This is a genomic window from Pseudomonas sp. Marseille-QA0332 (genome assembly GCF_054950175.1).
The window spans coordinates 1771296-1798235 of the sequence record NZ_CM143106.1 but is presented as its reverse complement, the minus strand read 5'-3'; the positions used below and the strand labels follow the sequence as shown (position 1 = coordinate 1798235).

23 protein-coding genes are annotated in these 26940 nt (G+C 63.2%); 5 read left to right on the top strand and 18 right to left on the bottom strand.

Going from position 1 to position 26940, the window contains the following annotated elements:
* Positions 1-36: 36 nt before the first annotated feature.
* Positions 37-1356 carry a prephenate-dependent tRNA uridine(34) hydroxylase TrhP gene (gene trhP / locus ACY8GK_RS08380; RefSeq protein ID WP_462402817.1) on the bottom strand — a complete coding sequence of 440 codons (1320 nt, stop codon included), beginning with the start codon at positions 1354-1356 and terminating at the stop codon, positions 37-39.
* Between the two features lie 129 nt (positions 1357-1485).
* Between trhP and ACY8GK_RS08375 the strand changes: the two genes are divergently transcribed.
* Positions 1486-2550 (top strand): AI-2E family transporter, encoded by a 1065-nt coding sequence (locus ACY8GK_RS08375; RefSeq protein WP_196180424.1) that lies wholly within the window; start codon positions 1486-1488, stop codon positions 2548-2550.
* A gap of 32 nt (positions 2551-2582) precedes the next feature.
* On the opposite strand, the gene ACY8GK_RS08370 is transcribed toward ACY8GK_RS08375, so the two are convergent.
* The gene (locus ACY8GK_RS08370) at positions 2583-4676 is read right to left on the bottom strand and encodes a TonB-dependent receptor family protein (RefSeq protein ID WP_462402816.1); all 2094 of its coding nucleotides are present in this window, start codon (positions 4674-4676) and stop codon (positions 2583-2585) included.
* 207 nt (positions 4677-4883) lie between these two features.
* On the opposite strand from ACY8GK_RS08370, the gene ACY8GK_RS08365 reads away from it, so the two are divergent.
* Positions 4884-5141 (top strand): response regulator transcription factor, encoded by a 258-nt coding sequence (locus tag ACY8GK_RS08365; RefSeq protein ID WP_196180428.1) that lies wholly within the window; start codon positions 4884-4886, stop codon positions 5139-5141.
* A gap of 110 nt (positions 5142-5251) precedes the next feature.
* Positions 5252-5635, top strand: coding sequence for a phage holin family protein (locus ACY8GK_RS08360; RefSeq protein ID WP_196180430.1), 384 nt, complete (start codon positions 5252-5254; stop codon positions 5633-5635).
* A gap of 2 nt (positions 5636-5637) precedes the next feature.
* Here the strand turns inward: ACY8GK_RS08360 and ACY8GK_RS08355 are convergent, their stop codons facing one another.
* Positions 5638-6030 carry a helix-turn-helix domain-containing protein gene (locus ACY8GK_RS08355; protein WP_196180567.1) on the bottom strand — a complete coding sequence of 131 codons (393 nt, stop codon included), beginning with the start codon at positions 6028-6030 and terminating at the stop codon, positions 5638-5640.
* A gap of 225 nt (positions 6031-6255) precedes the next feature.
* Here ACY8GK_RS08355 and ACY8GK_RS08350 point away from each other — a divergent pair, with 225 nt between their 5' ends.
* A complete protein-coding gene (locus ACY8GK_RS08350) occupies positions 6256-6543 on the top strand; it encodes an Ogr/Delta-like zinc finger protein (RefSeq protein WP_196180432.1) in 288 nt (95 codons plus the stop codon).
* Between the two features lie 54 nt (positions 6544-6597).
* Here ACY8GK_RS08350 and nuoN read toward each other — a convergent pair whose 3' ends face one another.
* The 15 genes from nuoN to ACY8GK_RS08275 form a co-directional block, all read right to left on the bottom strand.
* Entirely contained in the window at positions 6598-8067 is a 1470-nt protein-coding gene (gene nuoN / locus ACY8GK_RS08345; RefSeq protein ID WP_196180433.1) for an NADH-quinone oxidoreductase subunit NuoN, read from the bottom strand.
* Between the two features lie 7 nt (positions 8068-8074).
* Positions 8075-9607: an NADH-quinone oxidoreductase subunit M gene (nuoM, locus tag ACY8GK_RS08340; protein WP_196180434.1), complete on the bottom strand. Its 1533-nt coding sequence runs from the start codon at positions 9605-9607 to the stop codon at positions 8075-8077.
* A 40-nt stretch (positions 9608-9647) separates the two neighbouring features.
* Positions 9648-11501, bottom strand: coding sequence for an NADH-quinone oxidoreductase subunit L (gene nuoL / locus ACY8GK_RS08335; RefSeq protein WP_462402815.1), 1854 nt, complete (start codon positions 11499-11501; stop codon positions 9648-9650).
* Positions 11498-11806, bottom strand: coding sequence for an NADH-quinone oxidoreductase subunit NuoK (gene nuoK, locus ACY8GK_RS08330; protein ID WP_196180436.1), 309 nt, complete (start codon positions 11804-11806; stop codon positions 11498-11500). Before nuoK ends, nuoL begins: the two co-directional genes overlap by 4 nt.
* 3 nt (positions 11807-11809) lie before the next feature.
* Positions 11810-12310, bottom strand: a complete 501-nt coding sequence (nuoJ, locus tag ACY8GK_RS08325) for an NADH-quinone oxidoreductase subunit J (RefSeq protein WP_196180437.1) — start codon at positions 12308-12310, stop codon at positions 11810-11812.
* A gap of 10 nt (positions 12311-12320) precedes the next feature.
* Complete coding sequence (nuoI, locus tag ACY8GK_RS08320) at positions 12321-12869, bottom strand: NADH-quinone oxidoreductase subunit NuoI (RefSeq protein WP_196180438.1); 549 nt, start codon at positions 12867-12869, stop codon at positions 12321-12323.
* 10 nt (positions 12870-12879) lie between these two features.
* Positions 12880-13890: an NADH-quinone oxidoreductase subunit NuoH gene (nuoH, locus tag ACY8GK_RS08315; RefSeq protein WP_196180439.1), complete on the bottom strand. Its 1011-nt coding sequence runs from the start codon at positions 13888-13890 to the stop codon at positions 12880-12882.
* Positions 13887-16601: an NADH-quinone oxidoreductase subunit NuoG gene (gene nuoG, locus ACY8GK_RS08310; protein ID WP_462402814.1), complete on the bottom strand. Its 2715-nt coding sequence runs from the start codon at positions 16599-16601 to the stop codon at positions 13887-13889. The genes nuoH and nuoG overlap by 4 nt, the downstream gene beginning before the upstream one ends.
* A 130-nt stretch (positions 16602-16731) precedes the next feature.
* Positions 16732-18093: an NADH-quinone oxidoreductase subunit NuoF gene (nuoF, locus tag ACY8GK_RS08305; RefSeq protein WP_196180441.1), complete on the bottom strand. Its 1362-nt coding sequence runs from the start codon at positions 18091-18093 to the stop codon at positions 16732-16734.
* The gene (nuoE, locus tag ACY8GK_RS08300) at positions 18090-18587 is read right to left on the bottom strand and encodes an NADH-quinone oxidoreductase subunit NuoE (protein WP_196180442.1); all 498 of its coding nucleotides are present in this window, start codon (positions 18585-18587) and stop codon (positions 18090-18092) included. The genes nuoF and nuoE overlap by 4 nt, the downstream gene beginning before the upstream one ends.
* A gap of 2 nt (positions 18588-18589) precedes the next feature.
* Positions 18590-20371, bottom strand: coding sequence for an NADH-quinone oxidoreductase subunit C/D (nuoC, locus tag ACY8GK_RS08295; protein WP_462402813.1), 1782 nt, complete (start codon positions 20369-20371; stop codon positions 18590-18592).
* A gap of 77 nt (positions 20372-20448) precedes the next feature.
* A complete protein-coding gene (locus tag ACY8GK_RS08290) occupies positions 20449-21126 on the bottom strand; it encodes a NuoB/complex I 20 kDa subunit family protein (RefSeq protein WP_196180445.1) in 678 nt (225 codons plus the stop codon).
* 9 nt (positions 21127-21135) lie between these two features.
* Positions 21136-21549, bottom strand: a complete 414-nt coding sequence (locus tag ACY8GK_RS08285) for an NADH-quinone oxidoreductase subunit A (protein WP_196180447.1) — start codon at positions 21547-21549, stop codon at positions 21136-21138.
* A 654-nt stretch (positions 21550-22203) separates the two neighbouring features.
* The gene (aceA, locus tag ACY8GK_RS08280; RefSeq protein ID WP_196180449.1) at positions 22204-23529 is read right to left on the bottom strand and encodes an isocitrate lyase; all 1326 of its coding nucleotides are present in this window, start codon (positions 23527-23529) and stop codon (positions 22204-22206) included.
* A gap of 478 nt (positions 23530-24007) precedes the next feature.
* Positions 24008-24745: a secretin N-terminal domain-containing protein gene (locus ACY8GK_RS08275; protein ID WP_462402812.1), complete on the bottom strand. Its 738-nt coding sequence runs from the start codon at positions 24743-24745 to the stop codon at positions 24008-24010.
* Positions 24746-25069: 324 nt separating this feature from the next.
* On the opposite strand from ACY8GK_RS08275, the gene ACY8GK_RS08270 reads away from it, so the two are divergent.
* Positions 25070-26788 (top strand): S8/S53 family peptidase, encoded by a 1719-nt coding sequence (locus ACY8GK_RS08270; protein ID WP_462402811.1) that lies wholly within the window; start codon positions 25070-25072, stop codon positions 26786-26788.
* The last annotated feature ends 152 nt before the right edge of the window (positions 26789-26940 follow it).

Here is a 26940-nt window from a genome sequence, read left to right as displayed (position 1 = left end):
CGTCAACCTTGCAGCGAGCCGTGAAGGCAGTGCCTGCTAGTGTTCCAGGTCGCGCAGAAGCAGCCCGTGGTCAAGCGACACCTGCTCGGGGATCGGTAGATAGACCACGTGGCCATCGCCTGGCGCCACCTGGATGGGTTCGTGACGAACGTCTTGCAGTCGATGCAGATCGAAGTGGAAATTGCCGCGTGGCGTCATCAACTCCAGGTGATGCCCTACCGCGAAACGGTTCTTGACCTTCACCTCGGCCAGGCCATCGACCCGCCTGCCAGTGAGTTCGCCGACGAATTGCTGGCGTTGCGATACGGAATTGCCGCGCAGGTAGTTCTGGTACTCGTCATGCACGTGACGACGAAGAAAGCCTTCGGTGTAGCCGCGCTGGGCCAGTGACTCGAGATCGTTCATCAGGCTGCGGTCGAAAGGCTGCCCCGCCACGGCGTCATCGATTGCCTTGCGGTAGGCCTGGACGGCGCGCGCGCAATAGAAGTGCGATTTGGTACGGCCTTCGATCTTCAGCGAGTGCACCCCCATGCGTGTCAGCCGCTCGACATGCTGGATGGCGCGCAGATCCTTGGCATTCATGATGTAGGTGCCGTGCTCGTCCTCGAAGGCCGGCATCTGCTCGTCGGGCCGGCCGCTTTCCTGGAGCAGGAAGGCTTGCGTGGTCGGTGCGCCGATGCCCAAGGTAGGTTCGATGTGCTGGACGATCTCGCCAGTGACGGTCTCGCTCGCAGGCACCGCCTGGTATTTCCAGCGACAGGCATTGGTGCAGGTCCCCTGGTTGGCATCCCGACGGTTGAGATACCCCGAGAGCAGGCAGCGTCCGGAATAAGCCATGCACAAGGCGCCGTGGACGAAGACCTCCAGTTCCATCTGCGGGACGCGCTCGCGGATCTGTTCGATTTCCTCCAGCGACAGTTCGCGAGACAGGATGACCCGCTGCAGCCCCTGCGTGCGCCAGAACTCGACACTGGCCCAGTTCACCGTGTTGGCCTGCACGGACAGATGAATGGGCATGTGTGGGAAATGCATGCGCGTCAGCATGATCAGTCCAGGATCGGACATGATCAGCGCGTCTGGTCGCATGTCGATCACCGGAGCCAGGTCGGCGAGGAAGGTCTTGAGCTTGGCATTGTGCGGGGCGATGTTGACCACCACGTAGAAACGCTTGCCCAGGGCATGTGCCTCCTGGATCCCGAGGGCCAGGTTGGCATGGTCGAATTCGTTGTTACGCACCCGCAGACTGTAGCGAGGTTGTCCGGCATAGACTGCGTCGGCGCCGTAGGCGAAGGCATAACGCAACGTCTTGAGGGTGCCGGCAGGCGCCAGCAATTCGGGCTTGGCGAAGTTGCTCATGGGAATGCTCCGGCGAAAGGCGCGGATGCTACCGGCAGAGCACCTGCTCGGCATTGATCTGCGTCAACTCAGGCATGGCACTTTGCTGCTGGCCCGAGCACTAATGTCTTGAGCCCACGAGGAACCTTCATGAACGAAACCGCGCTGCAAAACAAAGCCCTTGCCGTACTGCTGGCAATGGTCACGATCGCCTTTGTCTGGATCCTGCTGCCTTACTATGGCGCCGTGTTCTGGGCGGTGATCCTGGGGATCCTTTTCGCTCCGATGCAACGCAACCTGCTGGTGCGTTTCGGCCGCCGTCGCAATCTGGCCGCGGGCACTACCTTGACGATCTGCCTGTTGATCGCGGTCCTGCCGGTGATCGTGATCAGTGCCCTGCTGGTCCAGGAAGGCGCGATGCTCTACCAGCGTATCGAAAGCGGGCAACTGGATCTGCCTGGCTATCTGGATCGTGCCAAGGACATGCTTCCGGCCTTCGCCCAGAACGGTCTCGACCGCATGGGCATGGGCGATCTCGAAGGGTTGCGCGACAAGATCTCGAAATGGGCGATGCAAGGCAGCCAGTACTTCGCCAGCCAGGTATTCAGCTTCGGCCAGGGCACCTTCGACTTTCTGGTCAGTTTCGGCATCATGGTCTACTTGTTGTTCTTCTTCCTGCGCGAAGGCCCTGAGCTGGCACGCAAGGTCCGGCTGGCGGTACCACTGCCCGAACAGCAGAAGCGCCGCCTGCAACTCAAGTTCAGTCGAGTGGTGCGGGCCACGGTCAAGGGCAATCTGGTGGTGGCCATCACCCAGGGGGCGCTTGGCGGATTCATCTTCTGGGTGCTGGGCATCCCCAGTTCCCTGGTCTGGGCCGTGCTCATGGCCTTCCTGTCACTGCTGCCAGCGGTAGGGGCCGGCATCGTCTGGGCACCGGTGGCCGTCTATTTCCTGATGACCGGAGCGATCTGGCAGGGCATCGTGCTCACCGCCTTCGGTGTGCTGGTCATCGGGCTTGTGGACAATCTGTTGCGGCCACTGCTGGTCGGCAAGGACACCAAGATGCCTGACTACCTGATCCTCGTCTCCACGCTGGGTGGCCTTGCGGTCTTCGGTCTCAACGGCTTCGTGATCGGCCCCTTGATCGCTGCGCTGTTCATCTCCAGCTGGGCGATCTTCGCCGCCCACAAGCCTCAGGTGCAGTTGCCGTCGTGAGCTTCGACGAGCGCGGCGTTGCACATACCCCGCTAGCGGAAGCTGTAGGCTACCCCAGCGTAGATGGCAAAGCCCTCGCCAGGTGTCGAGCGGGCAATATCCTGGCCGGCGTCGTCGAAGCCGGGCGTGACCGTCGCTGCGTAACGCTTGTTGGTCAGGTTGCGCAAGTCGAGCCAGGTCTGCCAGTTTTGGCTCGGGGCGTCGTAGCCCAGGCGGGCGCCAAGCAAGGCGTAGGCGTCGGCGTGATAGCTGTTGGCATAGTCGACCTGTACCTTGGAAGCCATCTGCGTGTTGAGTCCGGCATACAGCCCGCCAGGCAGGTCGAAGCGCAACTCGGCCTGGTAATAGTGCATCGGCAAGCCTGGTAGACGATTGTCACCAAAGCGATCGTCGTCCCGATAGTGGAAATCGCTGAAGGTATAGGCCTGGCGCAAGGACAGCTTGCCGACGCCGGCGCGTTGCCAGAGCAGGCTATCGAGTCCGGCTTCGACACCTTGATGCACGGTGGCGCTGGCATTGAACTCCGAAGCTGTAACGCCCGGCACGATTTCCACGGCCAACAGCTCGTGGCGTACCTGCGAACGATACCAGGCCAGGTCCCAGCGCCCGAACCAGGACTCGCCACGGGCACCCAGTTCGAGCGTGGTGGCGGTCTGGTTCTGCATTTCGATAGGCTGGATCTGCCCACCCGCCACTGCTGGGGAACTCCAGATCAGCGACCAAGGATGGGGGGGTTCCACCGAGCGGCTAAGGTTGCCGTACACCTGCAGGTCCGGGGTGATGTCATAGCGCAGGCCAAGATGCGGTGCGTAATCCCAGTCGTGCTGTGACACCTTGCCGCCGGTGACCGGATAGCTCACGGCGCTTTCACGCCGCGTATAGATCATCGCCAGGCCAGTGGTCAGCCACAGATCGGGGATAAGCTCCAGCTCGTTGCCCACATGCAGCACCGTGTCCGAGCCTTGGTAGCTGAAGTCGCGAGTGCGGCTGCCGATCGGCCTGAAGCCATTGCCCGTCTCGGGAACGCGAACGAATTCCGAGGCGCCGCTGTTGGGTAGGTGCTTGGTGCTGCGCCAGCCTACGGTGGTCTTGCTCTGGCGATCGAGCCAGGTGTCACGCCGTTGGTAGTTGAGCGAGCCGCTGACATCGGTGTAGGCCACTTTCAAGCGGTTCGCGCCTTCGCGCAGGTCCATCGGGTAATCATGGTAGACCAGGCCGGCTTCCAGTCGCGAGTCGTCCTGCAGGTAGAACGTGGTCTTGTTCGCCAGCCAGGTGCTGCCAGGCTGGGGGCGGCTGGCATCGCGCCGCAGGTACACAGGATTGGCGGCACGCGGGTCATGCTTGATCTGCGATTTGGTGATTCGCCCAGCCAGGTCGTTTTCGGTCTCGCGGTAGCGCAGGTAGAAGCGCGTCTCGAGATTGGCGTTGAAACGATAGCCAAGGTTGGCGACGACACCCTTGGCGCTGCCGCTGCTGTGTCTCTGGTAGCCATCGTATTCGCTATCGGTGAGCGCGACGTAGTAGTCCAGGTCACCGATTACTTGTCCAGAGCTGACATGGCGACGGGCGTAGCCGCGACTGCCGACCTCATAGCGCAGGGACAGCGCAGCGGCATCGTACCCGGTAGGCGTCACGTAGTTGATCGCACCGCCGAGCGCGAGGCTGCCCAGATTGAACCCGTTGGCGCCGCGCAAAACCTCGGCGTGGCTGAGCCAAAGCGGCTCGAACAACTCGTAGGGCGTACCCCCCGGGCCAGTCAGCGGTAGCCCGTCGAACAGGGTGTAGACCCCCGAGCCATGGGCTCCTGGAGCTCGGTTGATGCCTGAGCCTCGGACTGACAGCTTGATACCGTCGTTGCCGGCCGACTGGGCGAATACGCCCGGTTGATAAGCCAGAACATCCTGGTTGCTGGCCATGCGCCCCTGCGCGACGGGCCGCAGGTCGATCAGATTGGTGCCGCCAGGTACCTGCCGCAGCCGCTCGGCTGCCTGCTCCACTTCGCCAAGGCGTTGGTCATCGATCACTATCTGACCCAGCTCCAATGGAGCTGCAGCCCATGCAAGGCTGCTGGCATTCATCAGCCCCAGCAGGCCAAGGGCAGTTGAAAAGGGGCGAAGCGGGCGCATCGTGAGACTCCAGAAAACGGCGGTTGAACTCAGACGCGCGATCCGGCGCGCAGAACACGTGGTTGAACAACCTATGGAACGCGCCTTGTTGCGACACATCCTACAAAGCGTCTCGGTGGAGTGTGGGAATTGTCGTTGCTTATGCTGACCGCATACTCATTTCGAGTCGGCCCTTCGGGTCCGGCTCATTGTAAGCGGAGCCTATAGATGAACACGCAACCCAACGCACACCCTTGCTCCTGCCAAGACCAGGCAGAGGCCCCTGTCAAGTTGACCGCCCGTGAACAGCAGGTCCTGCTGTGGTGTGCCTATGGCAAGACCTCATGGGAAATCGGCCGGATCCTGGATTGCCAGGAGTCCACGGTGAACTTCCATATCGGCAACATCTTGCGCAAATTCTCGGTCACTTCCCGGGTCGCCGCGGTCATCAAGGCCATGCGTTACGGCATGCTCAAAGATCAGTAAGGCTCGGAGGCGAACCTCATGCGCCACCCCAATGCACCAGCGCAGCGCGCGGCGCTCCGGCAAGCGTCGGTCGTCATCTTCGCACCGCGGCCAACCCGAGGACGGCAGCCATGACCCAGCACGCAGAGGTACAGGGTTGGCTGACACATTCAGCCTGGGAACTGATCGCCAATATAGGTATCGATGGGCACGCGTTGTTCGGGGCCATGCTCGGCGCCTGGCTGGTCAGCAGCTCGCGACGCAAGCTCGACGCCTGGATGCTGGCGAGCAGGAAAAGACGCCTGAAGGCATGGCAAAGAGCTGGTTCGCTACTGCTTTCGGCAGGTGTAGGCTATTTGTTCACGCCACTGATGTTGTCGCTCGCGCCTTCGTTATCCAGTGGGGTAGGGGCCTTCATCGCTGCGGTGGTGGTGATCCCGATCAGTATCAAGGTGATGGTTTGGCTGGATACGGCGGATTTGAAGGAGATCGTGCAACGTTGGCGAGGCAGGTGACTTCAGGAGCGGGGGCCCAACTCGTCCAGGCGCTGCTCGAGATGGCGCAGGCGCATTTTTTCTTCGATGCACAGCATCACGAACTGAAGGTCTGTCGGCTGCAAGTGGCGCAGCTTCTCGATGAGTTGGCTTTCTGCTTCGCTGCCAGGCTCGGCAGGCGTGGCTTGAGCCATGGGCAAGCGGCACGGGCCCTTGCCCAGCAATAGCCAATCGAGCGAGATGCCGCTGCGTTCTGCAAGGTCGACGCAGAGCGAGTATGGAATGCTGTTGCGGACCTTCCAGCTGCTCAGGGTCTGAGGGCTGATACCGAGTGCTCGGGATAGCGCGGCGTCCGTGTCGGATGCAGTGACTTGTTTCAAGCGCGCCAAGACCGCGATCAGACCGTTATTACTCATTTCAAATTTCCATGACTGGTTTTGATACATTTGTACAGCGTAAAATACTCATAACGAATATAGTTTCAGTATCGTTTCGCAGATGTCCGACTGGAAGATTATGAAGAAAAGCATTGCAAGAGAGTGGATAAAATCCTACAGCAAAAGGTTAAAAGGATTATTGAAAATCAGCGACATGTATAGTTGGCGCAATGGCGAAGACGGGGAGCGTCTGGGGAGGTGGCCATGAGCACTTACAAGCTGGTATGCCCTCATTGCCATAGTCGCATGCGCATACGGACCAGCGAGGGGCGGCACATTTTTCTGCGTATAGCCTACTTGCAGTGTACCAACGAGGCGTGTGGCTGGTCAGTGCGAGCCGAGTTCGAAATGACCCACGAGCTTTCGCCCAGCGGCATGCCGAATCCGGAAGTACGTCTGCCTCAGGCCTCCGGTGAGCTGCGTCGAGCGGTGATGCCGTGCGAACAGCCAAGGGCGGAATCCGGCACGGGCGGGCTCCCTGGCACCAACTGAACCCCCAGAAACGAGACACCCCGCCGAAGCGGGGTGTCTGGTCTTGTTCGGCGATCAGCCGATCAACTGCAAGCCGGCCTGCTGCACCAGCTCCAGCAGCGGTTGCGGATAGACGCCAAGGACGAAGGCCAAGATAGCCACCGCCAGCAGCATGACACCACCGGTTCGCTGCTCCCATTTCAATGGTGCATCGTGACGGCGCAGGTTCGGTTCCACCAGATACAGGGTGACCATGACCCGCAGATAGTAGTACAGGCCGATCGCGCTGCCGAGCACCAGGGCACCGACCAGCCACCACAGCTGCGACTCGACGCCGGTGGCGATGATGTAGAACTTGCCGATGAAGCCCGCGGTCAGCGGGATGCCGGCCAGCGACAGCATCATCACGGTGAGAACCGCGGTCAGGTATGGGCGACGCCAGAACAGGCCGCGGTACTCATAGAGCGCATCGGCGTCGCGGCCGTTGTAAGGCGAGGACATCAGGGTGATCACGCCGAAGGCGCCAAGGCTGGTGATGACGTAGGTGACCAGGTACACGCCAATGGCTTCGGTCGCCAGACCCTTGCTCGCCACCAGTGCGATCAGCAGGTAGCCGAAGTGGGCGATCGATGAATAGCCCAGCAGGCGCTTGAGGTTGCTCTGCACCAGCGCCAGCAGGTTGCCCACCAAGATCGAAGCTACCGCGATCACTGCCAGGACCGTGCTCAACACGCCGCTGCTGGCGGCTGGCGAGAGCATGAACAGGCGCACCACCACGGCGAATACAGCCACTTTGCTGGCCGTGGCGAGGAACGCCGCGACCGGTGCCGGCGCGCCCTCGTAGACGTCCGGAGTCCACAGGTGGAAAGGGACCAGCGACAGCTTGAAGGCCAGCCCGACCAGCATCATGCCCAGGCCCAGCTGGGCCAGCAGGCTCGGCATGCCGGTGCTGGCCAGGGCCTTGCCGATGCCGTCGAAGCTCAGGCTGCCCGCATCGGCGTACAGCAGGGCCATGCCGAACAGCAGGAATGCCGAACCGGCGGCCGACAGGACCATGTACTTGATGCCGGCTTCCAGCGAGCGCTTGTTGAAGAAGGCATACGCCACCAGCCCATAGACCGGCACGGACAGCAGTTCCAGACCGATGAACAGCCCTGCCAGGTGATTGGCGCCAACCAGCACCAGGCCGCCGAGTGCGGACATCAGCAACAACAGGTACAGCTCTTCGCGGTTGCCCGGATAGCCCGATGCGCCTTCGCCAAGATAGGCATGAGCGAGGGTGACGCAGGCCAGCGTGGCCACCAGCACCAGCGCCATGTACAGGCAGGCGAACTTGTCGATGGTCAGCAGTGGCGTAACTGCCAGCGGCGCGACCTTCAGGGCTGGCAGGATCGACAGCAGCGCCAGGTTCAAGCCTACCGTGGAGAGCAGGAAGGTCTGCGAGTGGTTGCGCTTCCAGGCGATCGCCAGCATCACCACCACCGTGGTGATGGTGGTGATCAGCATCGGCGCCAATGCGATGAAGTGTTGAGTGGTGAATTCCATAGCGCTCTTACCGGGCCGAAGCGAGTTGAGTGAAAGCGGAACCGAGCCACTGCTGCACACCGCTCATGGTGGCGGCAGAAGTGTCGAGGAACGGCTGCGGGTAGACGCCCAGCACGATCAGCAGCACGGCCAGGCCCAGCACCATGATCATTTCGCGGCCATCCATGCCGGCTAGCACGGTTTCGCTCCTGGCCGGGCCGAAATAGGCCCGGTGGATCATGATCAGCGAGTAGACCGAGCCGAACACCAGGCCGGTGGTGGCAACCACGGTGATCCACGGCACGCTGGCGAAGCTGCCGATCAGGATCAGGAATTCGCCGACGAAGTTGCCGGTACCCGGCAAGCCAAGCGAGGCCGCGGCGAAGAACAGGCTGATCGCCGGCAGGTAGGCGATGCGGTGCCACAAGCCACCCATCTCGCGCATGTCACGCGTATGCAGGCGTTCGTACAGCTGGCCGCTGAGGATGAACAGCGCGGCGGCCGACAAGCCATGGGCGAGCATCTGGATCACGGCGCCTTGCAGGGCCTGCTGGCTGCCGGAGTAGATGCCGATCAGCACGAAGCCCATGTGCGAAACACTGGAAAACGCGATCAGGCGCTTGATATCGGTCTGCGCGAACGCCAGGAAGGCGCCGTAGAAGATACCGATCAGGCCGAGGGTCATCGCCACTGGGGCGAATTCCGCCGAAGCGTTGGGGAACAGCGGCAAGGCGAAGCGCAGCAGGCCATAAGCCGCGGTCTTGAGCAGGATGCCGGCCAGGTCCACGGAGCCGGCGGTCGGGGCCTGGGCATGTGCGTCCGGCAACCAGGAGTGGAACGGCACCACCGGCAGCTTCACCGCGAAGGCGATGAAGAAGCCCAGCATCAGCAGATACTCGGTACCCGCTGGCAGTTCGGTCTTGAGCAGGTCGCTGTAGTTGAAGGTGATCACGCCAGTGGCGTCGTAGTTGACCAGGACCAGGCCGAGGATCGCCACCAGCATGATCAGGCCGCTGGCCTGGGTGAAGATGAAGAACTTGGTCGCGGCGTAGATCCGGGTCTTCTTGCCATCGGCCGAGCTGTGACCCCAGAGCGCGATGAGGAAGTACATCGGCACCAGCATCATTTCCCAGAAGAAGAAGAACAGGAACAGGTCCAGGGCCAGGAATACCCCGACCACGCCGCCGAGAATCCACATCAGGTTGAGGTGGAAGAAGCCGACGTGGCGCTGGATCTCTTTCCACGAACACAGGACCGACAGCACGCCGAGCAGGCCGGTCAGCAGGATCATCAGCAACGACAGGCCGTCGAGAGCCAGGTGGATGCTGATGCCGAAGCGCTTGATCCACTCGACCTTGTATTCGAGGGTCCAGGCCGGTTCGGTGCCAGGCGCCGGGGCCAGTGTGTAGTCGCCGGTGCCCCACAGCCACAGGCCGATGCCAAGCAGCAGGGACATGGTCAGCAGCGCGATCCAGCGCGGCAGGGTGGTGCCGAAGCGCTCACCCAGCCAGCACAGGAAGCCGCCGATGAAGGGAATCAGGATCAGCCAAGGCAGAATCATGACAGGGTCGTTTCCTTTCGCAGAGTCGCAAGGTTCATGGTCATACCGCCGCCGCCAGCACGGCACCGAGCACCAGCACGGCGCCTACGGCGATCGAAGCGGTGTACCAGCGCAGCTGGCCCGTCTCGGTCTTGCTCATGGCGACATGGCCGCCGCGCGTCAACCGAGGAATCAGGCCGATACCGCGGTCAACCGGATCCTTGCGCAGGAGGTGGCTGATCAGCAGGTACGGTTTGACGAACAGCTTGTCGTAGATCCAGTCGAAGCCCCAAGCAGCGAACCACCAGGCCGACAGGAGCCGGCCGATGCCACTGTTGGCGACCGCGCCGACCAGGCGACGCTTGCCCAGGAACAGCACGGCAGCGAGCAGGATACCGGCGATGGCGATGGCGCCCGAGGCAATTTCCAGCGAATGCTTGGCCTCGCCACCGGCATGTCCGACGCTCTGTGGCAAAACGCCAGCCAGCGGTGGATGGATCCAGGCGCCAACGAAGGTCGACAGCACGATCAGCACGCCCAGCGGCAACCAGTGGGAAATTCCGTGGCCGGCATGGGCTTGGGTCTTCGCTTCGCCATGGAAGGCGATGAAGATCAGGCGGAAGGTGTATAGCGAAGTCATGAATGCACCGACCAGGCCGGCGTACAGCAAGCCGCTGTGACCGCTGGCGAAGGCTTCCCAGAGGATTTCGTCCTTGGAATAGAAGCCTGCGGTCAGGATCGGCAGGGCGGCCAGCGCGGCGCCGCCCACCACGAAGCTGGCGTAGGCCAGCGGCAGCTTTTTCCACAAGCCGCCCATCTTGAAGATGTTCTGCTCGTGGTGGCAGGCCACGATCACCGCGCCGGAGGCAAGGAACAGCAGGGCCTTGAAGAAGGCGTGGGTCATCAGGTGGAAGATCGCGCCCTCCCAGGCGCCGACGCCCAGGGCCAGGAACATGTAGCCGATCTGGCTCATGGTCGAGTAGGCGAGGATGCGCTTGATGTCGGTCTGCACCAGTGCGGCGAAGCCGGCCAGTACCAGGGTCACGCCGCCGACGATGCCGACCAGATGCAGGATGTCCGGTGCCAGGGCGAACAGACCGTGGGTCCGGGCGATCAGGTAGACACCAGCGGTGACCATGGTCGCCGCGTGGATCAGCGCCGAGACTGGGGTCGGGCCGGCCATGGCGTCGGCCAGCCAGGTCTGCAGCGGCAGCTGCGCCGACTTGCCGACGGCGCCACCGAGCAGCATCAACGTGGCCAGCACCATCCAGGTATCACCTTCCTGGAATTTCTGCGGGGCCAGCACCAGCAGCTGCTGCACTTCCAGCGTGCCAAGCTGGGCGAACAGGATGAACAGGCCGATGGCCATGAACACGTCGCCGATCCGAGTGACGATGAAAGCCTTGAGCGCCGCGTTGCCGTTGTTGCGATTGCTGTAGTAGAAACCGATCAACAGGTACGAGCACAGGCCCACGCCTTCCCAACCGAAGTAGATGAACAGCAGGTTGTCCCCCAGGATCAGGAACAGCATGCTGGCGATGAACAGGTTGGTGTACGAGAAGAAGCGCGAGTAGCCCGCCTCGCCACGCATGTACCACGAGGCGAACAGGTGGATCAGGAAGCCCACGCCGGTGACCACGCCCAGCATGGTCAGCGAAAGGCCATCGAGGTAAAGGGTGAAGTTCGGCGCGAAGCCGTCGACCGACATCCACTGCCACAGCAGCTGGCTGTACGCGCCCCCTTCAGGTGGCGCGACGTTGAACTGCCAGATCACATAGGCGGCGACCGCGGCCGACAGGCCGACCGAGCCGACGCCGATCAGTGCCGAGAGGTTCTCCGAGAACCGTCCGCGAGAGAACGACAGCAGCACGAAGCCGATCAGGGGGAAGACGAAAGTCAGGAACAGTAGGTTCATCCGCGCATCTCACTGGCAGCATCGATGTCGAGAGTATGGAAGCGGCGATACAGCTGCAGCAGGATCGCCAGGCCGATACTGGCCTCGGCGGCAGCCAGGCTGATCACCAGAATGAACATCACCTGGCCATCGGGCTGCACCCAGCGGCTGCCAGCGACGATAAAAGCCAGGGCCGAGGCGTTCATCATCACTTCCAGGCTCATGAGCACGAAAAGAATGTTGCGGCGGACCATCAGGCCGGCCAGACCGAGACAGAACAGGATGCCGGCGACTGCCAGGCCATGCTCGAGGGGGATTGCAGGCATGATTTACTCCTTCGCCTCGTTGCGACCGAGATGGAAGGCCGTGACCGCCGCGGCGAGCAGCAGCATCGAGGCCAGTTCGACCACCAGCAGGTAAGGGCCGAACAGGCTGACGCCGACCGCCTTGGCCTCGACCGTGGTGCCGCTGATGGCAGCGCCGCTGGGGCTGGCGAACAGCACGTAGAGCAGCTCCAGCAACAGCAGACTCGCCAGCAGCACGGGACCGGCCCATATGCCAGGTCGTAGCCAGCCACGTTCCTGGGCCACCGAGGCCGGCCCGAGGTTGAGCATCATCACCACGAAGACGAACAGCACCATGATGGCGCCAGCGTAGGCGATCACTTCCAGGGCGCCGGCAAATGGCGCGCCGAGGGCGAAGAAGATCATCGCCACGGAGATCAGCGAAATGATCAGATAGAGCAGGGCGTGCACGGGGTTGGTGCCAGTCACCACCCTGAGGGTGGAAACCACGGCGATCCCGGATGCGAAGTAGAAAGCGAATTCCATCTTTCTGTCCTTATGGGAGCAAGCTCTTCACGTTGATCGGCTCGGCCTCGTCCTGTGCGGCGCCTTTCGGCTTGCCGGCGATCGCCATGCCCGCAACACGGTAGAAGTTGTAGTCGGGGTTCTTGCCGGGACCGGAAATCAGCAGGTCTTCCTTTTCGTACACCAGGTCCTGGCGCTTGAACTCGGCCATCTCGAAGTCGGGCGTAAGCTGGATCGCGGTGGTCGGGCACGCCTCTTCGCACATGCCGCAGAAAATGCAGCGCGAGAAGTTGATGCGGAAGAACTCCGGGTACCAGCGGCCATCCTCGGTCTCGGCCTTCTGCAGGGAGATGCAGCCAACCGGGCAGGCCACCGCACACAGGTTGCAGGCCACGCAGCGCTCCTCGCCATCGGGATCGCGGGTCAGGACGATGCGGCCGCGATAGCGCGGCGGCAGGTACACGGGCTCTTCTGGGTACTGCAGGGTATCGCGTTTGCGGAACCCGTGGGAAAACACCATGGCCAGGCTGCGCAGCTGGGTGCCGGTGCCTTTGACGATGTCGCCGATATACTTGAACATGGTCGAATCCTCACTGGGCCGCGACGGCTGGCGTGTTGTAGAGCACGATCGCAGCGGTCACCAGCAAATTGATCAGGGTCAGCGGGAGGCAGAACTTCCAGCTGAAGTCCATCACCTGGTCGTAGCGTGGACGCGGGATCGACGCTCGCAGGAGGATGAACAGCATGATGAAGAAGGCGGTCTTGAGGGCGAACCACAGGAACGGCACCTGCGGCAGCAGGTCGAATGGACCGTGCCAGCCACCGAAGAACAGGGTCACCAGCAGCGCCGAGATCAGGATGATGCCGATGTACTCGCCGACGAAGAACATGCCCCATTTCATGCCGGCATATTCGATGTGGTAGCCGTCGGCCAGTTCCTGCTCGGCTTCCGGCTGGTCGAACGGATGGCGGTGGGTGACGGCCACACCGGCGATGAAGAAGGTACAGAAGCCGAAGAACTGCGGAATGATGAACCACAGGTTCTGGGCCTGGTACTCGACGATGTCGCGCATGTTGAACGAGCCGGCCTGCACCACCACGCCCATCAGCGCCAGGCCCAGGAACACTTCGTACGAAACGGTCTGCGCCGAGGCCCGCAGGCTGCCGAGCAGGGCGTACTTGTTGTTCGACGACCAGCCGGCGAACAGCACCGCATAGACCGAAAGACCGGCCATGGCGAAGAAGAACAGTAGGCCGATGTTCAGGTCCGCCACGCCCCAAACCGGGGTGATCGGGATCACCACGAAGGCGATCAGCAAGGCGCTCATGGCCACCACTGGTGCCAGGGTGAAGATCATGCGATCGACGAAGGGCGGGTTCCAGTCTTCCTTGAAGAACATCTTCAGCATGTCGGCGGCGATCTGGAACATGCCGAACGGACCGACACGGTTCGGACCGTAGCGGTCCTGCCACCAGCCCAGCAGGCGCCGCTCGACGAAGCTGAGCAGCGCACCGCAGACCACCACGGCCAGCAGCACCACGATGGCCCGCACGACAGTGAGGATCACATCGATCACTTCGGGGGTGAACCAGCTGCTCATTGTGCTGCCTCCTGCAGACCTTCGACGGATGCACCGAAGATGGCGGGCGGGATGCCGTCCAGACCCTTCGGCAAGGCGACCAGGCCTGCGCCCAGCTGCTCGTTGATGCGCAGCGGCAGGCGCAGGGTGATGCCGGCCACGTCGAAACTGAGCAGCGTGCCCTCGTTGACACCGAGGCGGTCGGCTTCCGACTTGGCCAGGGCTACATAGGCCGCTGGAATGCGCTCCTGCACCGGGGCGGCGCGAGAGGAATTCTCCTCGCTGCCGAACAGGTGGAAGAAGGGTACCGCCATCCAGCTGCCACGCGCCGGGTTGAACGCGCCCGGAACGGTGCTGAACCAGCTCAGGCGATCGCCTTGCGACTCGATCAGGCGTACGCCCGGATCGCCTGCGCGCAGATGACCCCCGACCTCGTCCTGGAACTTGTTCCACGCCTGTGGCGAGTTCCACCCCGGCGACCAGGCGAACGGCACCTGCTGGCGCGGCTCGGCCGAGCCCGAATAGCCTTCCATCGAGAAGGCGAAGGCAGTGTCCTTGTCCTGCGGGATCCGAGGTTCGTGGACGCTGATGTTGGCACGCATGGCCGTGCGGCCGGAATAGCGCAGCGGTTCGCGCGCCAGCTTCAGACCCTTGATGCGGAACGCGGCGCTGGGCGCGGCGTCGACGATGCCGGCCAGTTGTGGCGCGGCTTCGGCGCAGGCGCTGGTGACGTGGTCGAGCTGGGTCCAGTCGACCGGACGCTCGAGCAGGGTGGCGCGCAGCGCATGCATCCAGCGCCAGCCTTCGTGGATCAGGATGCTGCTGTCGAGGAACGTCGGGTCGAATACCTGGAAGAAGCGTTGGGCACGGCCTTCCTGGCTGACCAGGGTGCCGTCCCCTTCGGCGAAGGACGCCGCGGGCAGGACCAGGTGCGCACGCTCGGTCGTGGCGGTACGCGAATGGTCCGCGACGATCACCACCTTGGCGGCAGCCAGCGCCGCGTCGACCTTGGGGGCCGGTACACGGGCGTACAGGTCGTTTTCCAGCACCACGATGGCGTCGGCCTTGCCGCTGATCACCGCGTCCAGCGCCGCGTCCACCGATTCGCCACCGAGCATGGCCAGGCCCAGGCTGTTGGCTTCTGGCACCACCAGGCTCAGCGAGCCGTCCTTCGCGCGCAGGGCCAGGGCCTTGGCGATGTTCGCCGCGGCTTCGATCAGCGCGGGCTCGGCCAGCGAAGTGCCGGCGACCACCAAGGGCCGCTTGGCCGCGAGCAGCGCCTCGGCGATGCGTTCGGCCAGGGCCCGGGCGTCGTCATCCAGGCCGGCCACCGCCGGGGCGCTCGGGTCAATGGCGTGGGCCACGGCGAAGCCAAGACGGGCGAGGTCGGCCGGGGCGGCATGCACGCATTGCTCGGCGACGTCGTCGAGCTTGGTCTCGGCCAGGCTGGCGATGAACAGCGGGTACAGCGCATGCTGGCCGATGTTGCGCACCGCAGCGTCGAGCCAGGGCTGGACCTTCATCGCTTCGGCCATGGCCTGGGCCTTGCCCTTGGTGGCCTGGCGTACGGCCAGGGCAACCCGGGCGGCGGTCTGGGTCAGGTCCTCGCCGAGCACGAAGACCGCGTCATGGTCCTCGATGTCGCGCAGGGTCGGTACCGGCAGCGGGCTGTTGTTCAGCACGTCCAGGACCAGGCGCACGCGGGCCAGCTCACCGGCCTCCATGCCCGAATGGAAGTGGTCCGCGCCGACCAGCTCGCGCAGCCCGTAGTTGCTCTCGAGGCTGGCGCGCGGAGAACCGATGCCGACGATGGTGCGGCCGCGCAGCAGCTCGGCGGCCTTGTCGAGGGCGGCGTCGAGGCTCAGCCGAGTGCCATCGGCCAGCAGTGGCTGGCGCGGACGGTCCTTGCGATTGACGTAGCCGTAGCCGAAGCGGCCGCGGTCGCACAGGAAATACTGGTTGACCGAGCCGTTGAAGCGGTTCTCGACACGACGCAGTTCGCCATAGCGCTCGCCCGGGCTGATGTTGCAGCCACTGGAGCAGCCATGACAGATGCTGGGCGCGAACTGCATGTCCCACTTGCGATTGTAGCGCTCGGAGTGGGTCTTGTCGGTGAACACGCCGGTCGGGCAGACCTCGGTCAGGTTGCCGGAAAACTCGCTTTCCAGCACGCCGTCCTCGACCCGGCCGAAGTACACGTTGTCATGGGCGCCATAGACGCCCAGGTCGGTGCCACCGGCATAGTCCTTGTAGTAGCGAACGCAGCGGTAGCAGGCGATGCAGCGGTTCATCTCGTGGGCGATGAACGGGCCGAGGTCCTGGTTCTGATGGGTACGCTTGGTGAAACGGTAGCGGCGCTCGTTGTGGCCGGTCATCACCGTCATGTCCTGCAGGTGGCAGTGACCGCCTTCCTCGCAGACCGGGCAGTCGTGCGGATGGTTGGTCATCAGCCATTCGACGACGCTGGCGCGGAACGCCTTGGACTCTTCATCGTCGATGGAGATCCAGGTGCCGTCGGAGGCGGGGGTCATGCACGACATGACGATGCGACCGCGGGTGTCGTTCTCGTCGGTGTACTGCTTGACCGCGCATTGCCGGCAGGCACCGACGCTACCGAGCGCCGGGTGCCAGCAGAAATAGGGGATGTCGAGGCCGAGCGACAGACAGGCCTGTAACAGGTTGTCCGCACCGTTGACTTCGAGCGCTTTGCCGTCTACGTGGATAGTGGCCATGGTTCAAAGTTCTTCGTTGGCCCGCGCGAGCGGGCGTGGCTAATGGAAATCGGTGGGCCCGCGGCTCGCCTGTTCATCGGGCGAGCCTGCGCGGCCGGCGGATGGCACGGACCATCCGCGGGTCATCTTGTCATGCGCCGACCACGATCGGCCGGGCCAGGTCCGGGCGCAGGGCCTCGCCGCCAGGGGCAGCGACGCCGGCCTCGAACTCCGACCGGAAATACTTGATGGCACTGCCCAGCGGTTCCACCGCACCCGGAGCATGGGCGCAGAAGGTACGGCCAGGGCCGAGGAAGTTGACCAGGCCGAGCAGGGTCTCGATGTCCTCGGGCTTGCCCTGGCCCTTTTCCAGGGCGCGCAGCATCTTCACGCTCCAGGGCAGGCCGTCGCGGCATGGGGTGCACCAGCCGCAGGATTCGCGGGCGAAGAACTCCTCCATGTTGCGCAGCAACGACACCATGTTGATGCTGTCGTCCACGGCCATGGCCAGGCCCGTGCCCATTCGCGTGCCGACCTTGGCGATACCGCCGGCGTACATCTGCGCCTCGAGGTGCTCGGGCAGCAGGAAGCCGGTGCCGGCGCCGCCTGGCTGCCAGCACTTGAGCGTATAGCCATCGCGCATGCCGCCGGCATAGTCTTCGAACAGCTCGCGCGCGGTGATGCCGAACGGCAGTTCCCACAAGCCGGGGTTCTTCACCTTGCCGGAGAAGCCCATCAGCTTGGTGCCGTGGTCCTCGCTGCCTGGGCGAGCCAGCGACTTGTACCAGTCGACACCATTGCCGACGATGGCCGGCACGTTGCACAGGGTCTCGACGTTGTTGACGCAGGTCGGCTTGCCCCAGACGCCGACGGCGGCAGGGAAGGGTGGCTTGGAGCGCGGGTTGGCCCGGCGGCCTTCCAGCGAGTTGATAAGGGCGGTTTCCTCGCCGCAGATGTAGCGTCCGGCACCGGTATGGACGAACAGCTCGAAGTCGAAGCCCGAACCGAGGATGTTCTTGCCCAGCAGGCCGGCGGCCTTGGCTTCGTCGATGGCCCGGTTGAGGTTCTTCGCGGCGGTGGTGTACTCGCCGCGCAGGAAGATGTAGCCACGGTATGCTTTCAGCGCGCGCGCACTGATCAGCATGCCTTCGACCAGCAGATGGGGCTGTTGCTCCATCAGCATGCGGTCCTTCCAGGTGTTGGGCTCCATCTCGTCCGCGTTGCACAGCAGGTAGCGGATGTTCAACGACTCGTCCTTGGGCATCAGACCCCATTTCACGCCGGTGGGGAAGCCCGCACCGCCGCGGCCCTTGAGGCCGGAGTCCTTGACGGTCTGGACGATGTCGTCCTGGGACATCTGCGCCAGCGCCTTGCGGGCGGCGGCATAGCCGTCCTTGGCCTGGTACTCGTCGAGCCAGATCGGCTCGCCGTCGTCGCGCAGGCGCCAGGTCAGCGGATGGGTTTCGGCCGCGCGGGCGATGCGGTTGGCCGGGCCGAAGGAAGTGATGGTCATGCGTAGCCCTCCAGCAGCTTGGCGACGCCGGCAGGCTGGACGTCGCCAAAGGTATCGTCGTCGATCATCAGCGCCGGGGCCTTGTCGCAGTTACCCAGGCAGCATACCGGCAGCAGGGTGAAGCGGCCGTCCGGGGTGGTCTGGCCGAGGCCGATGCCCAGTTCGTTCTGGATCTGGCTGACCACCGACTCGTGACCGCCGATGTAGCAGACCATGCTGTCGCAGACACGGATGATGTGACGACCGACCGGCTGGCGGAAGATCTGGCTGTAGAAGGTGGCCACGCCTTCGACGTCGCTGGCCGGGATGCCAAGGATCTCGCCGATCGCCGGGATCGCGCCATCCGGCACCCAGCCGCGATGCTTCTGGACGATCTTCAGCGCCTCGATGGACGCCGCGCGCGGATCCTCGTAGTGGTGCATCTCGTGCTCGATGGCCGAGCGCTCGGTCTCGCTCAGGGCGAAACGGTCGGTTTGGATAAGCGTGCTGTTCATGCTTAGCGGTCCACGTCAGCCATAACGAAGTCGATACTGCCCAGGTACGCGATCAGGTCGGCGACCATGCTGCCCTTGATCACCGAAGGGATCTGCTGTAGGTGCGGATAGCTCGGGGTACGGATCCGGGTGCGGTAGCTCATGGTGCCGCCATCGCTCGTCAGGTAGTAACTGTTGATGCCCTTGGTCGCCTCGATCATCTGGAACGACTCGTTGGCCGGCATCACCGGACCCCACGAGACTTGCAGGAAGTGGGTGATCAAGGTCTCGATGTGCTGCAGCGTGCGCTCCTTCGGAGGCGGCGTGGTCAGCGGATGGTCGGCCTTGTACGGGCCTTCGGGCATGTTGCGCATGCACTGTTCGATGATGCGCAGGCTCTGGCGCATTTCTTCCACGCGCACCAGGCAGCGGTCGTAGGCATCGCCACTGTGGGCCAGCGGCACCTCGAACTCGAAGTTCTCGTAGCCGGAGTACGGGCGAGCCTTGCGCAGGTCGAAGTCCAGGCCGGTCGCGCGCAGGCTCGGGCCAGTGACGCCCCAGTCGAGCGCCTCGCGGGTATTGTAGGCGGCCACGCCCATGGTCCGGCCCTTGAGGATGCTGTTCTTCAGGGCCGCCTTGGTGTACTCGTCCAGACGCTTGGGCATCCACTCGACGAAATCCTTCACCAGCTTTTCCCAGCCGCGGGGGAGGTCGTGGGCCACGCCGCCGATGCGGTACCAGGCCGGGTGCAGGCGGAACCCGGTGATCGCCTCGATCACCGTATAGGCACGCTGGCGGTCGGTGAAGGTGAAGAACACCGGCGTCATGGCGCCGACGTCCTGGATATAGGTGCCCAGGAACAGCAGGTGGCTGGTGATGCGGAAGAACTCGGCCATCATGATGCGGATGGTGTCGACCTTCTCCGGCACCTTGATGCCGGCCAGCTTCTCGACCGCGAGCACGTAGGGCAGGTTGTTCATCACCCCGCCGAGGTAGTCGATGCGGTCGGTGTAGGGAATGTAGCTGTGCCAGGACTGGCGCTCTGCCATCTTCTCGGCACCGCGATGGTGGTAGCCGATGTCCGGGACGCAGTCGACGATTTCCTCGCCGTCGAGCTGCAGCACGATACGGAAGGCACCGTGGGCCGAAGGGTGGTTGGGGCCAAGGTTGAGGAACATGTAGTCCTCGTTGGCACCCTGGCGCTTCATGCCCCAGGCTTCGGGGTTGAAGCGCGCTGACTCTTCCTCGAGCTGCTGCTTGGCCAGGTTCAGGGTGAACGGGTCGAACTCGGTGGCGCGGGCCGGGAAGTCCTTGCGCAGCGGGTGTCCTTCCCAGGTCGGCGGCATCAGGATGCGCGACAGGTGAGGGTGCCCCGAGAAATCGATGCCGAACATGTCCCAGACTTCGCGTTCGTACCAGTTGGCATTGGGCCATATACCGGTCACCGACGGCAGGTTCAGGTCGTGCTCCTGCAGCGCGACCTTGATCATCACGTCGCTGTTACGCTCGATCGAAAGCAGGTGGTAGAACACGGTGAAGTCGGCCGATGGCAGGCCGCGACGCTGGGTCCGCAGGCGTTCGTCCATGCCGTGCAGGTCGAACAGCATGCTGTAGGGCTTGGGTACGTTGCGCAGGAAGGCGAGGACCTCCTTGAGCCGGGCACGGTCGACCCACAGGACCGGCATGCCGGTGCGGGTTTCCTGGGCGACGAAGACTTCGGCGCCGAATCGGTTGTGCAGTTCGACGACCACATCCTGGTCGTCAGCCTTGTAAGGCGGAATATAAATAGCGGTGTCCGCTGTCATGGTCTCGGTCGCTTTCGGTCAACGTAGAGAATGAAGCCAGGCCGCCGGCTCCAGGGAGCGGGCGGCAGGTCGCTGGATCAGACTTCGTCGGGGCTGCGCAGGTTGGTGACCTGGATACGCTGCTCACGACGCACATCCTTCTGGGCCGGCATCTCGGCACGGTAGATGCCTTGATCTCCAACGACCCAGGAAAGCGGGCGTCGCTCCTGGCCGATCGACTCCTGCAGGAGCATCAGGCCCTGCAGGAAGGCTTCGGGGCGAGGCGGGCAGCCAGGCACGTACACGTCCACGGGGAGGAACTTGTCGACCCCCTGGACGACCGAGTAGATGTCATACATGCCACCGGAGTTGGCACAGGCCCCCATGGAGATCACCCACTTGGGTTCGAGCATCTGCTCGTACAGGCGCTGGATGATCGGTGCCATCTTGAGGAAGGGCGTGCCGGCAATGACCATGAAGTCGGCCTGGCGCGGCGATGCCCGGATGACTTCGGCGCCGAAGCGGGCGATGTCGTGGGGTGCCGTGAAGGCCGTGGTCATTTCCACGTAGCAGCAGGACAGACCAAAGTTGTAGGGCCACAGGGAATTCTTGCGGCCCCAGTTGACCGCGCCGCTGAGCACATCCTCGAGCTTGCCCATGAAGATGTTCTTGTGGACCTGGTCCTCGAGCATCTGGTCGGTGACGGTGCCGCGGTCACCGACGGGATATTGCTCGTTGGGCGCATCCGGATCGATTCTGGTTAGATTGTATTGCATGCCAAAGCCTCATTGTTTCAGCTTCGCTTGCCGTCTGCGACGACCCACGGGCGCCCAATCGAGCGCCCCGACCCGCCAAAGGTAGACAAGACCTGCCAACAGAATTGCTATGAAAACGAGTGCTTCGACGAATCCGGTCCAGCCGCTTTCGCGTACCGACACGGACCATGCAAAGAGGAAGAGGGCTTCGATATCGAAGATCACGAATAGCATCGCGACCAGGTAGAATTTGGCCGACAGGCGCAGTCGGGCGCTACCGACGGGCAGCATGCCGGATTCGAACGGTTCGTTCTTGGCCCGGCCCCAGGCCTTGCTGCCGAGCAGGCTGGACAGGCCGAGCATGAAGGCGCACAGGCCGACGACACCGAGGAGGAAGATGGCGAAGCCCCAGTTGTGGGCGATCAGTCCTGCCGAATCGGACATGCTGTAATCCTTATACAGAGACCAGGCTCCGTAGTCTGAAATAAGTTGCGCGGCGACAAAGTGTCGCAAAAGCAGTGACGAAATGTCGCAGCGGAATCAATGGCGCGGATTTTATGGCTAAAGCCCCCGCAAGTAAATTTGCGAAGACAAATTTATTCGTAAGATTAGGAACAAAAAATCTTCTTGACCTGCTGCAGGCCAGTAAAACCGGGCATTGCAGCCAGTTCGGTTGATAATGTTTCTTCTGCGGCGTAACGATCGGCTCTCGCTGTAATGATAATTGATATCATTTGATGAAGCCGTTCCGGCTTTTATTGTCAGGCACGCCTGAAAGTTCATTGCTCGACCTCACTGCTTGCAAGTGCAGCTGGGACGCGTTCTAGCAGGTTCCCCTGGACCGCGTGCTGGCCTGGATCAATGTTTCGTTGGATGCGGATACGACCGCGTGCGTTCCATCCAGAGCATAGCCAGTCATTGGCAGGTCTGCCGGGTTCCAGGCCGGTACGACGCCGAGGGGTTGGCTTGGCCGCAACCACATGGAGCTTGGCGGGCAGCGAGGTGCTGTGTCGATTGCCTGAGCGCTCCTGGGCAAGGCTTGCGCAAAAGGCCCGGTGTCCCTCAGGATCGCCCGGGCCTGCGCAGCGAATGGGTCGATCAGTGGAACTGCTCTTCCTCGGTCGAGCCGGTCAGTGCCGTCACCGACGAGGCGCCACCCTGGATCACGGTGGTCATGTCGTCGAAGTAGCCGGTGCCGACTTCCTGCTGGTGCGCGACGAAGGTATAGCCCTTGCTGGCATCGGCGAATTCCTGCTCCTGCAGCTTGACATAGGCGGTCATGTCGTTGCGGGCGTAGTCATGCGCCAGGTTGAACATGCCGTGCCACATGTTGTGGATGCCGGCCAAGGTGATGAACTGGTGCTTGTAGCCCATGGCCGAAAGCTCGCGCTGGAACTTGGCGATGGTCGCGTCGTCGAGGTTCTTCTTCCAGTTGAAGGACGGCGAGCAGTTGTATGACAGCAGTTGGTCGGGGTATTCCTTCTTGATCGCCTCGGCGAAGCGGCGAGCCTCGTCCAGATCCGGCTTGGCGGTCTCGCACCAGATCAGGTCGGCGTAAGGCGCATAGGCCAGCCCGCGGGCGATGGCCTGGTCCAGGCCGGCACGCACCTTGTAGAAGCCTTCACGGGTACGCTCGCCAACCACGAACGGCTGGTCGTAGGGATCGCAGTCGCTGGTCAGCAGGTCGGCAGCGTTGGCGTCGGTACGCGCCAGGATGATGGTCGGCACGCCGGCGACGTCCGCGGCCAGGCGGGCGGCGACCAGTTTCTGCACCGCTTCCTGGGTCGGTACCAGCACCTTGCCACCCATGTGTCCGCATTTCTTCACCGAGGCTAACTGATCTTCGAAATGCACGCCGGCAGCTCCGGCCTCGATCATGTTCTTCATCAGTTCGTAGGCGTTGAGCACGCCACCGAAACCGGCTTCGGCGTCGGCGACGATCGGCGCGAAGTAGTCGATGTAGCCGTCATCGCCAGGGTTCTTGCCGGCCTTCCACTGGATCTGGTCGGCACGGCGGAAGGCATTGTTGATTCGCTTGACTACGGTCGGTACCGAATCGACCGGATACAGCGACTGGTCGGGGTACATGGATTCGGCCGAGTTGTTGTCGGCCGCGACCTGCCAACCGGACAGGTAGATGGCCTGGATGCCGGCCTTGACCTGCTGCACGGCCTGGCCGCCCGTCAGGGCGCCCATGCAGTTGACGAAGTCTTTCTCGGGGCGGAAGTGCGGATGGGCACCTTCGGTGACCAACTTCCAGAGCTTTTGCGCACCTTGGCGGGCCAAGGTGTGTTCCAGTTGCAGCGAGCCGCGCAGGCGGACGACATCGGCGGCGGTATAGGTACGGGTCACGCCTTTCCAGCGCGGGTTTTCCGCCCAGTCTTTCTCGAGGGCTGCAATTTGCTGTTCGCGTGTCAGTGCCATGGAATCAACCTCGTCGCATCAGTCTTGGAGTTGTATGCCGGTGCTCGGCGCAGCGAATGCCTGGCAGTGTTCGGCCCGGCGAACCGCGACGGTGAGAGGAGGTGACGGCGGGGGACAATGCCGGGCGTGCAGGCAACCGGAAACCGTGCGGGTTGGCTGGCCACGCCCGCGGCTGTATGAATCGATTGCCGTCTACTGCCCTGATGTTCTTCCGTCCGTTGGGACAACGTCCTCGTTTGCAGTCACAGCTCGATCGAACCGCCTTGTGGGCCGTATGGACACGAGGCGCTCCAGGGTAAAGGAGCGCGTCTCGCGGACCCTTGCCAGGGCCTGGATCAGCGGGAGCGAGGCCATCATGCCTGTGCGAAAAACGGCCTGTCAAACGTTTTGTAGTGGAAATTTAACGGCACTACATCTTTCGTCTAATGCGACTCGTCAGTCAGTTCGAGAGCCTTTGGTCAACCCGCTCAGCTGTGATTCACTCGATCAATTGCACTTTCACGCGCAGCGTCATGTCTTCCTGGCGCTCGGTGCCATAGGTCTGCCTGTTCGATGGCTGCCCAGCCCGGCTCCGACCGTTGAATCCCGCCACGGTGATCCATTCGTCGAGCTTGCCCGAGACTGTCGTGTCGCTGCTCTGAATGCTCACTACATCCTGACGTTCGCGGCTCATTCGATCATTGTTCGTGGTTATTTGCAGATGAACCGTGTTGCCGCTGAGGCGTGGGACCACATAAAAGCCTTGCGTGACATTGCGGTATTCGGTATCGCTCAGCATCCGGCCATAGGCATCGGTGCCGACCTGGATGAGGGGCACGCTGTGGCCAAGCTGTACCAGCGCCGCTCGGCCCTCGGTGGCCTGGACCTGGAGCAGGCCGCCCTCGCGGTTGTCGGTGCCATGGCGAATGAGCCGGGCCCCGCCACGGGTGTCCTGAAAGTTGCTGTCGCGGGTATCGACGCTGATCAGCAGGCGCCTGGGCTCGGTATCGAGCTGGCCAAGCAGGGCGTGCAGTTCGGCGATGCGTTCAGGGCTGGCATCGACCACCAGCTTGTTTTCGAAGGCGCTGACACTGCCCTGCTGGCCGAGCAAGGCCTGGACGGTCGGCAGCAGCTCGGCGCTGTCGCGGTGCTGCAACGGCAGGACTTCGGTGGCGGCTTCGGCCAGGCCGAGGTGGGTGACGATCATCAAGGTGGCGATAAGCGAGCGTGGCAGCATTGTCGTGGTCTCCGCACGTTAGGCTTTGTACGAAAAGTCGCCGAGCGGCGATCAGGCAAGGCGAAAACAGGCGAGCAGGCGGAGTTTACTGGTTGTAAATGAGCATTCCGAGCCTGTTTTCAACGTAGCCTGATCGTCGCGCAGGCACCTTTTGTACAAAGCCTAGGTGCCCATGATGGCAAGTTCTCCTGGCCGGCGCTGACGCTTCTCCAGGCAAGGTCCTCACAGCTTGACAGGGGTGGAGCGAGGCGCACGAAGCGACGAACCTTTGCCGGCTGGCCCTGGTCCGATTGCCAGACATGAGCAACGGAGCGTGAGGCGCGCATGAAGACTTGCCTGGCAATGGTGCTGTGCCTGCTTTCGACCACGGCGCTGGCCACTTCACCTGGCCTGCGTATCGTCGACTTGCAGCGTTGCGGCGACCTGCTGGCCGATGACAGGCTGCACTGGTGCCTGCGTGCAGAGGGCCTGGGTCCAGGCCAGCCGACGCTCTGGCTAGGCGAGCGACGGGTGCCCCAAAAGGCAGCGCAACGCCATGGCGATCGAATCGAGTTCTCGCTCGATGGCGCATCGGCAACGAGCGCCGCGCTCTGGCTCGAACAGGGCGACCAGCGCAGCAATCCGGTCTGGTTGACGCGCCAGCGCAGCCATGTGCGAGCGGCTGGCGCCGATGCCGTGGCCAAGAACATGGATGGCCTGGATACCTATGTCGATCTGGTCAGCCTGCTCATCGAAGAGCGCCACGATGGCCGGGAGACCGCCAAGCGGATCGCCCGCAAATACGGCGCAGAAGTCGTCGGCGGCATCCCCCCGCTGAATGTCTACCAGCTGAAACTGCCGGTGGATGACCTGCTGCAGCGCGATGCCATGGTCCTGCGCATGGGCAGCGAAACCAGCGTGGACGCAGTGATCATCGAGGAATCGGCGCCGGAAGGTGACAGCGAGGCGTCCGGTGACTCGAGCGCGTCGCTCGAACAGGCGGTGGAATGGGCGGCCAACCGGTTCATGGACGCGCAGTACTTCTACCAACGGCGCATGAGCGCCTCGCCTATCCCCTTGGCGACCGTGCGCATGGGCATCATCGAGCGGGACGTCGACTTCGACCAGCCGGCATTCGCAGGCTATCTCGGGCCTTGCACCGCTGGCGGCTGCCTCTACGCTCGGGATGCGCGGCGATCTGGCGGACATGGCGAGCATGTGGCAGGTGTGGTCGCCGCGAGCGGTGAGGCTGGCCAGAGTGGTTTTCTCAGCGGTCTGGGCAAGGCCGGTCCCAGGTTCGAGATCATCGTCGAGCGCAACAGTGACGCGGGTATCACGGCCAACATCGCCGCGTCGGTCAACCTGGTGGAAGACGGCGTCCGGGTGCTCAACTGGAGCTGGGGCGTGCATCGGATCGGCGCGCGCGATGTACGTGACGAGGAGGTCGATTCGCTGGTGCGTTCCGGTCTGGCCATCAATGGCTACGAGGAACTGCTGGAAGAGTTCTTCCTCTGGCTGCAGCGCGAGCATCCGGATGTAGTGGTGGTCAATTCCGCGGGTAACGGCGCTTCCTGGACCAGCGCCGATGACTACCGCCTGCCGTCGTCGCTGCTCACCGATCAATTGCTGGTGGTGGGCGGGCACCAGCGCAGCGACGAAGCGGTTCCACTCGAGCACCCCCGGCACGTCACCAAGCGCAAGAGCTCCAACGTCGATCGGCGCGTCGACATCAGCGCCGCGGCTTGCCTCAAGCCCCACGGTGGCGCCGAGATTCATTGTGGCACGTCGTACGCCACGCCGCTGGTGAGCGCCACCGTGGCCGTCATGCTGGCGATCAATCCGCAGCTTTCACCCGCGCAGGTACGCATGCTCCTGCGGCGCAGCGCATTGAGCATGGGGCCCAGGCAGGATTTCGAGGCTGCCGATGCCGACGACCTGACCGCGCCGATCCTGCCCTCCGAGCGCGAAGGCCAGTTCGACCATCCCGATCTTGGTCGTTCGGCGCGCCTGGACATGCGCAAGGCGCTCGAGCTGGCCATGCAAAGCCGCACGCGGGTGCGCTGAACGTGCCTGTGGTGGCTGGAGCTGGACAAATTCCGTAACATTGCCGCTCGCTCGACAGGCCATGGCGCTTGCATGCACAAGCGCAACGCTCGGCCTGTCGCGACAGGCTTGCCTGAACAACGGGCCTCACCAGTCCGCAGTAGACCAGAAAC

Bases quoted from the DNA above. Each gene is read 5' to 3' on its own strand.
- trhP (WP_462402817.1), bottom strand. From the start codon at position 1,356: ATGAGCAACTTCGCCAAGCCCGAATTGCTGGCGCCTGCCGGCACCCTC.
- ACY8GK_RS08375 (WP_196180424.1), top strand. From the start codon at position 1,486: ATGAACGAAACCGCGCTGCAAAACAAAGCCCTTGCCGTACTGCTGGCA.
- ACY8GK_RS08370 (WP_462402816.1), bottom strand. From the start codon at position 4,676: ATGCGCCCGCTTCGCCCCTTTTCAACTGCCCTTGGCCTGCTGGGGCTG.
- ACY8GK_RS08365 (WP_196180428.1), top strand. From the start codon at position 4,884: ATGAACACGCAACCCAACGCACACCCTTGCTCCTGCCAAGACCAGGCA.
- ACY8GK_RS08360 (WP_196180430.1), top strand. From the start codon at position 5,252: ATGACCCAGCACGCAGAGGTACAGGGTTGGCTGACACATTCAGCCTGG.
- ACY8GK_RS08355 (WP_196180567.1), bottom strand. From the start codon at position 6,030: ATGAGTAATAACGGTCTGATCGCGGTCTTGGCGCGCTTGAAACAAGTC.
- ACY8GK_RS08350 (WP_196180432.1), top strand. From the start codon at position 6,256: ATGAGCACTTACAAGCTGGTATGCCCTCATTGCCATAGTCGCATGCGC.
- nuoN (WP_196180433.1), bottom strand. From the start codon at position 8,067: ATGGAATTCACCACTCAACACTTCATCGCATTGGCGCCGATGCTGATC.
- nuoM (WP_196180434.1), bottom strand. From the start codon at position 9,607: ATGATTCTGCCTTGGCTGATCCTGATTCCCTTCATCGGCGGCTTCCTG.
- nuoL (WP_462402815.1), bottom strand. From the start codon at position 11,501: ATGAACCTACTGTTCCTGACTTTCGTCTTCCCCCTGATCGGCTTCGTG.
- nuoK (WP_196180436.1), bottom strand. From the start codon at position 11,806: ATGCCTGCAATCCCCCTCGAGCATGGCCTGGCAGTCGCCGGCATCCTG.
- nuoJ (WP_196180437.1), bottom strand. From the start codon at position 12,310: ATGGAATTCGCTTTCTACTTCGCATCCGGGATCGCCGTGGTTTCCACC.
- nuoI (WP_196180438.1), bottom strand. From the start codon at position 12,869: ATGTTCAAGTATATCGGCGACATCGTCAAAGGCACCGGCACCCAGCTG.
- nuoH (WP_196180439.1), bottom strand. From the start codon at position 13,890: ATGAGCAGCTGGTTCACCCCCGAAGTGATCGATGTGATCCTCACTGTC.
- nuoG (WP_462402814.1), bottom strand. From the start codon at position 16,601: ATGGCCACTATCCACGTAGACGGCAAAGCGCTCGAAGTCAACGGTGCG.
- nuoF (WP_196180441.1), bottom strand. From the start codon at position 18,093: ATGACCATCACTTCCTTCGGCCCGGCCAACCGCATCGCCCGCGCGGCC.
- nuoE (WP_196180442.1), bottom strand. From the start codon at position 18,587: ATGAACAGCACGCTTATCCAAACCGACCGTTTCGCCCTGAGCGAGACC.
- nuoC (WP_462402813.1), bottom strand. From the start codon at position 20,371: ATGACAGCGGACACCGCTATTTATATTCCGCCTTACAAGGCTGACGAC.
- ACY8GK_RS08290 (WP_196180445.1), bottom strand. From the start codon at position 21,126: ATGCAATACAATCTAACCAGAATCGATCCGGATGCGCCCAACGAGCAA.
- ACY8GK_RS08285 (WP_196180447.1), bottom strand. From the start codon at position 21,549: ATGTCCGATTCGGCAGGACTGATCGCCCACAACTGGGGCTTCGCCATC.
- aceA (WP_196180449.1), bottom strand. From the start codon at position 23,529: ATGGCACTGACACGCGAACAGCAAATTGCAGCCCTCGAGAAAGACTGG.
- ACY8GK_RS08275 (WP_462402812.1), bottom strand. From the start codon at position 24,745: ATGCTGCCACGCTCGCTTATCGCCACCTTGATGATCGTCACCCACCTC.
- ACY8GK_RS08270 (WP_462402811.1), top strand. From the start codon at position 25,070: ATGAAGACTTGCCTGGCAATGGTGCTGTGCCTGCTTTCGACCACGGCG.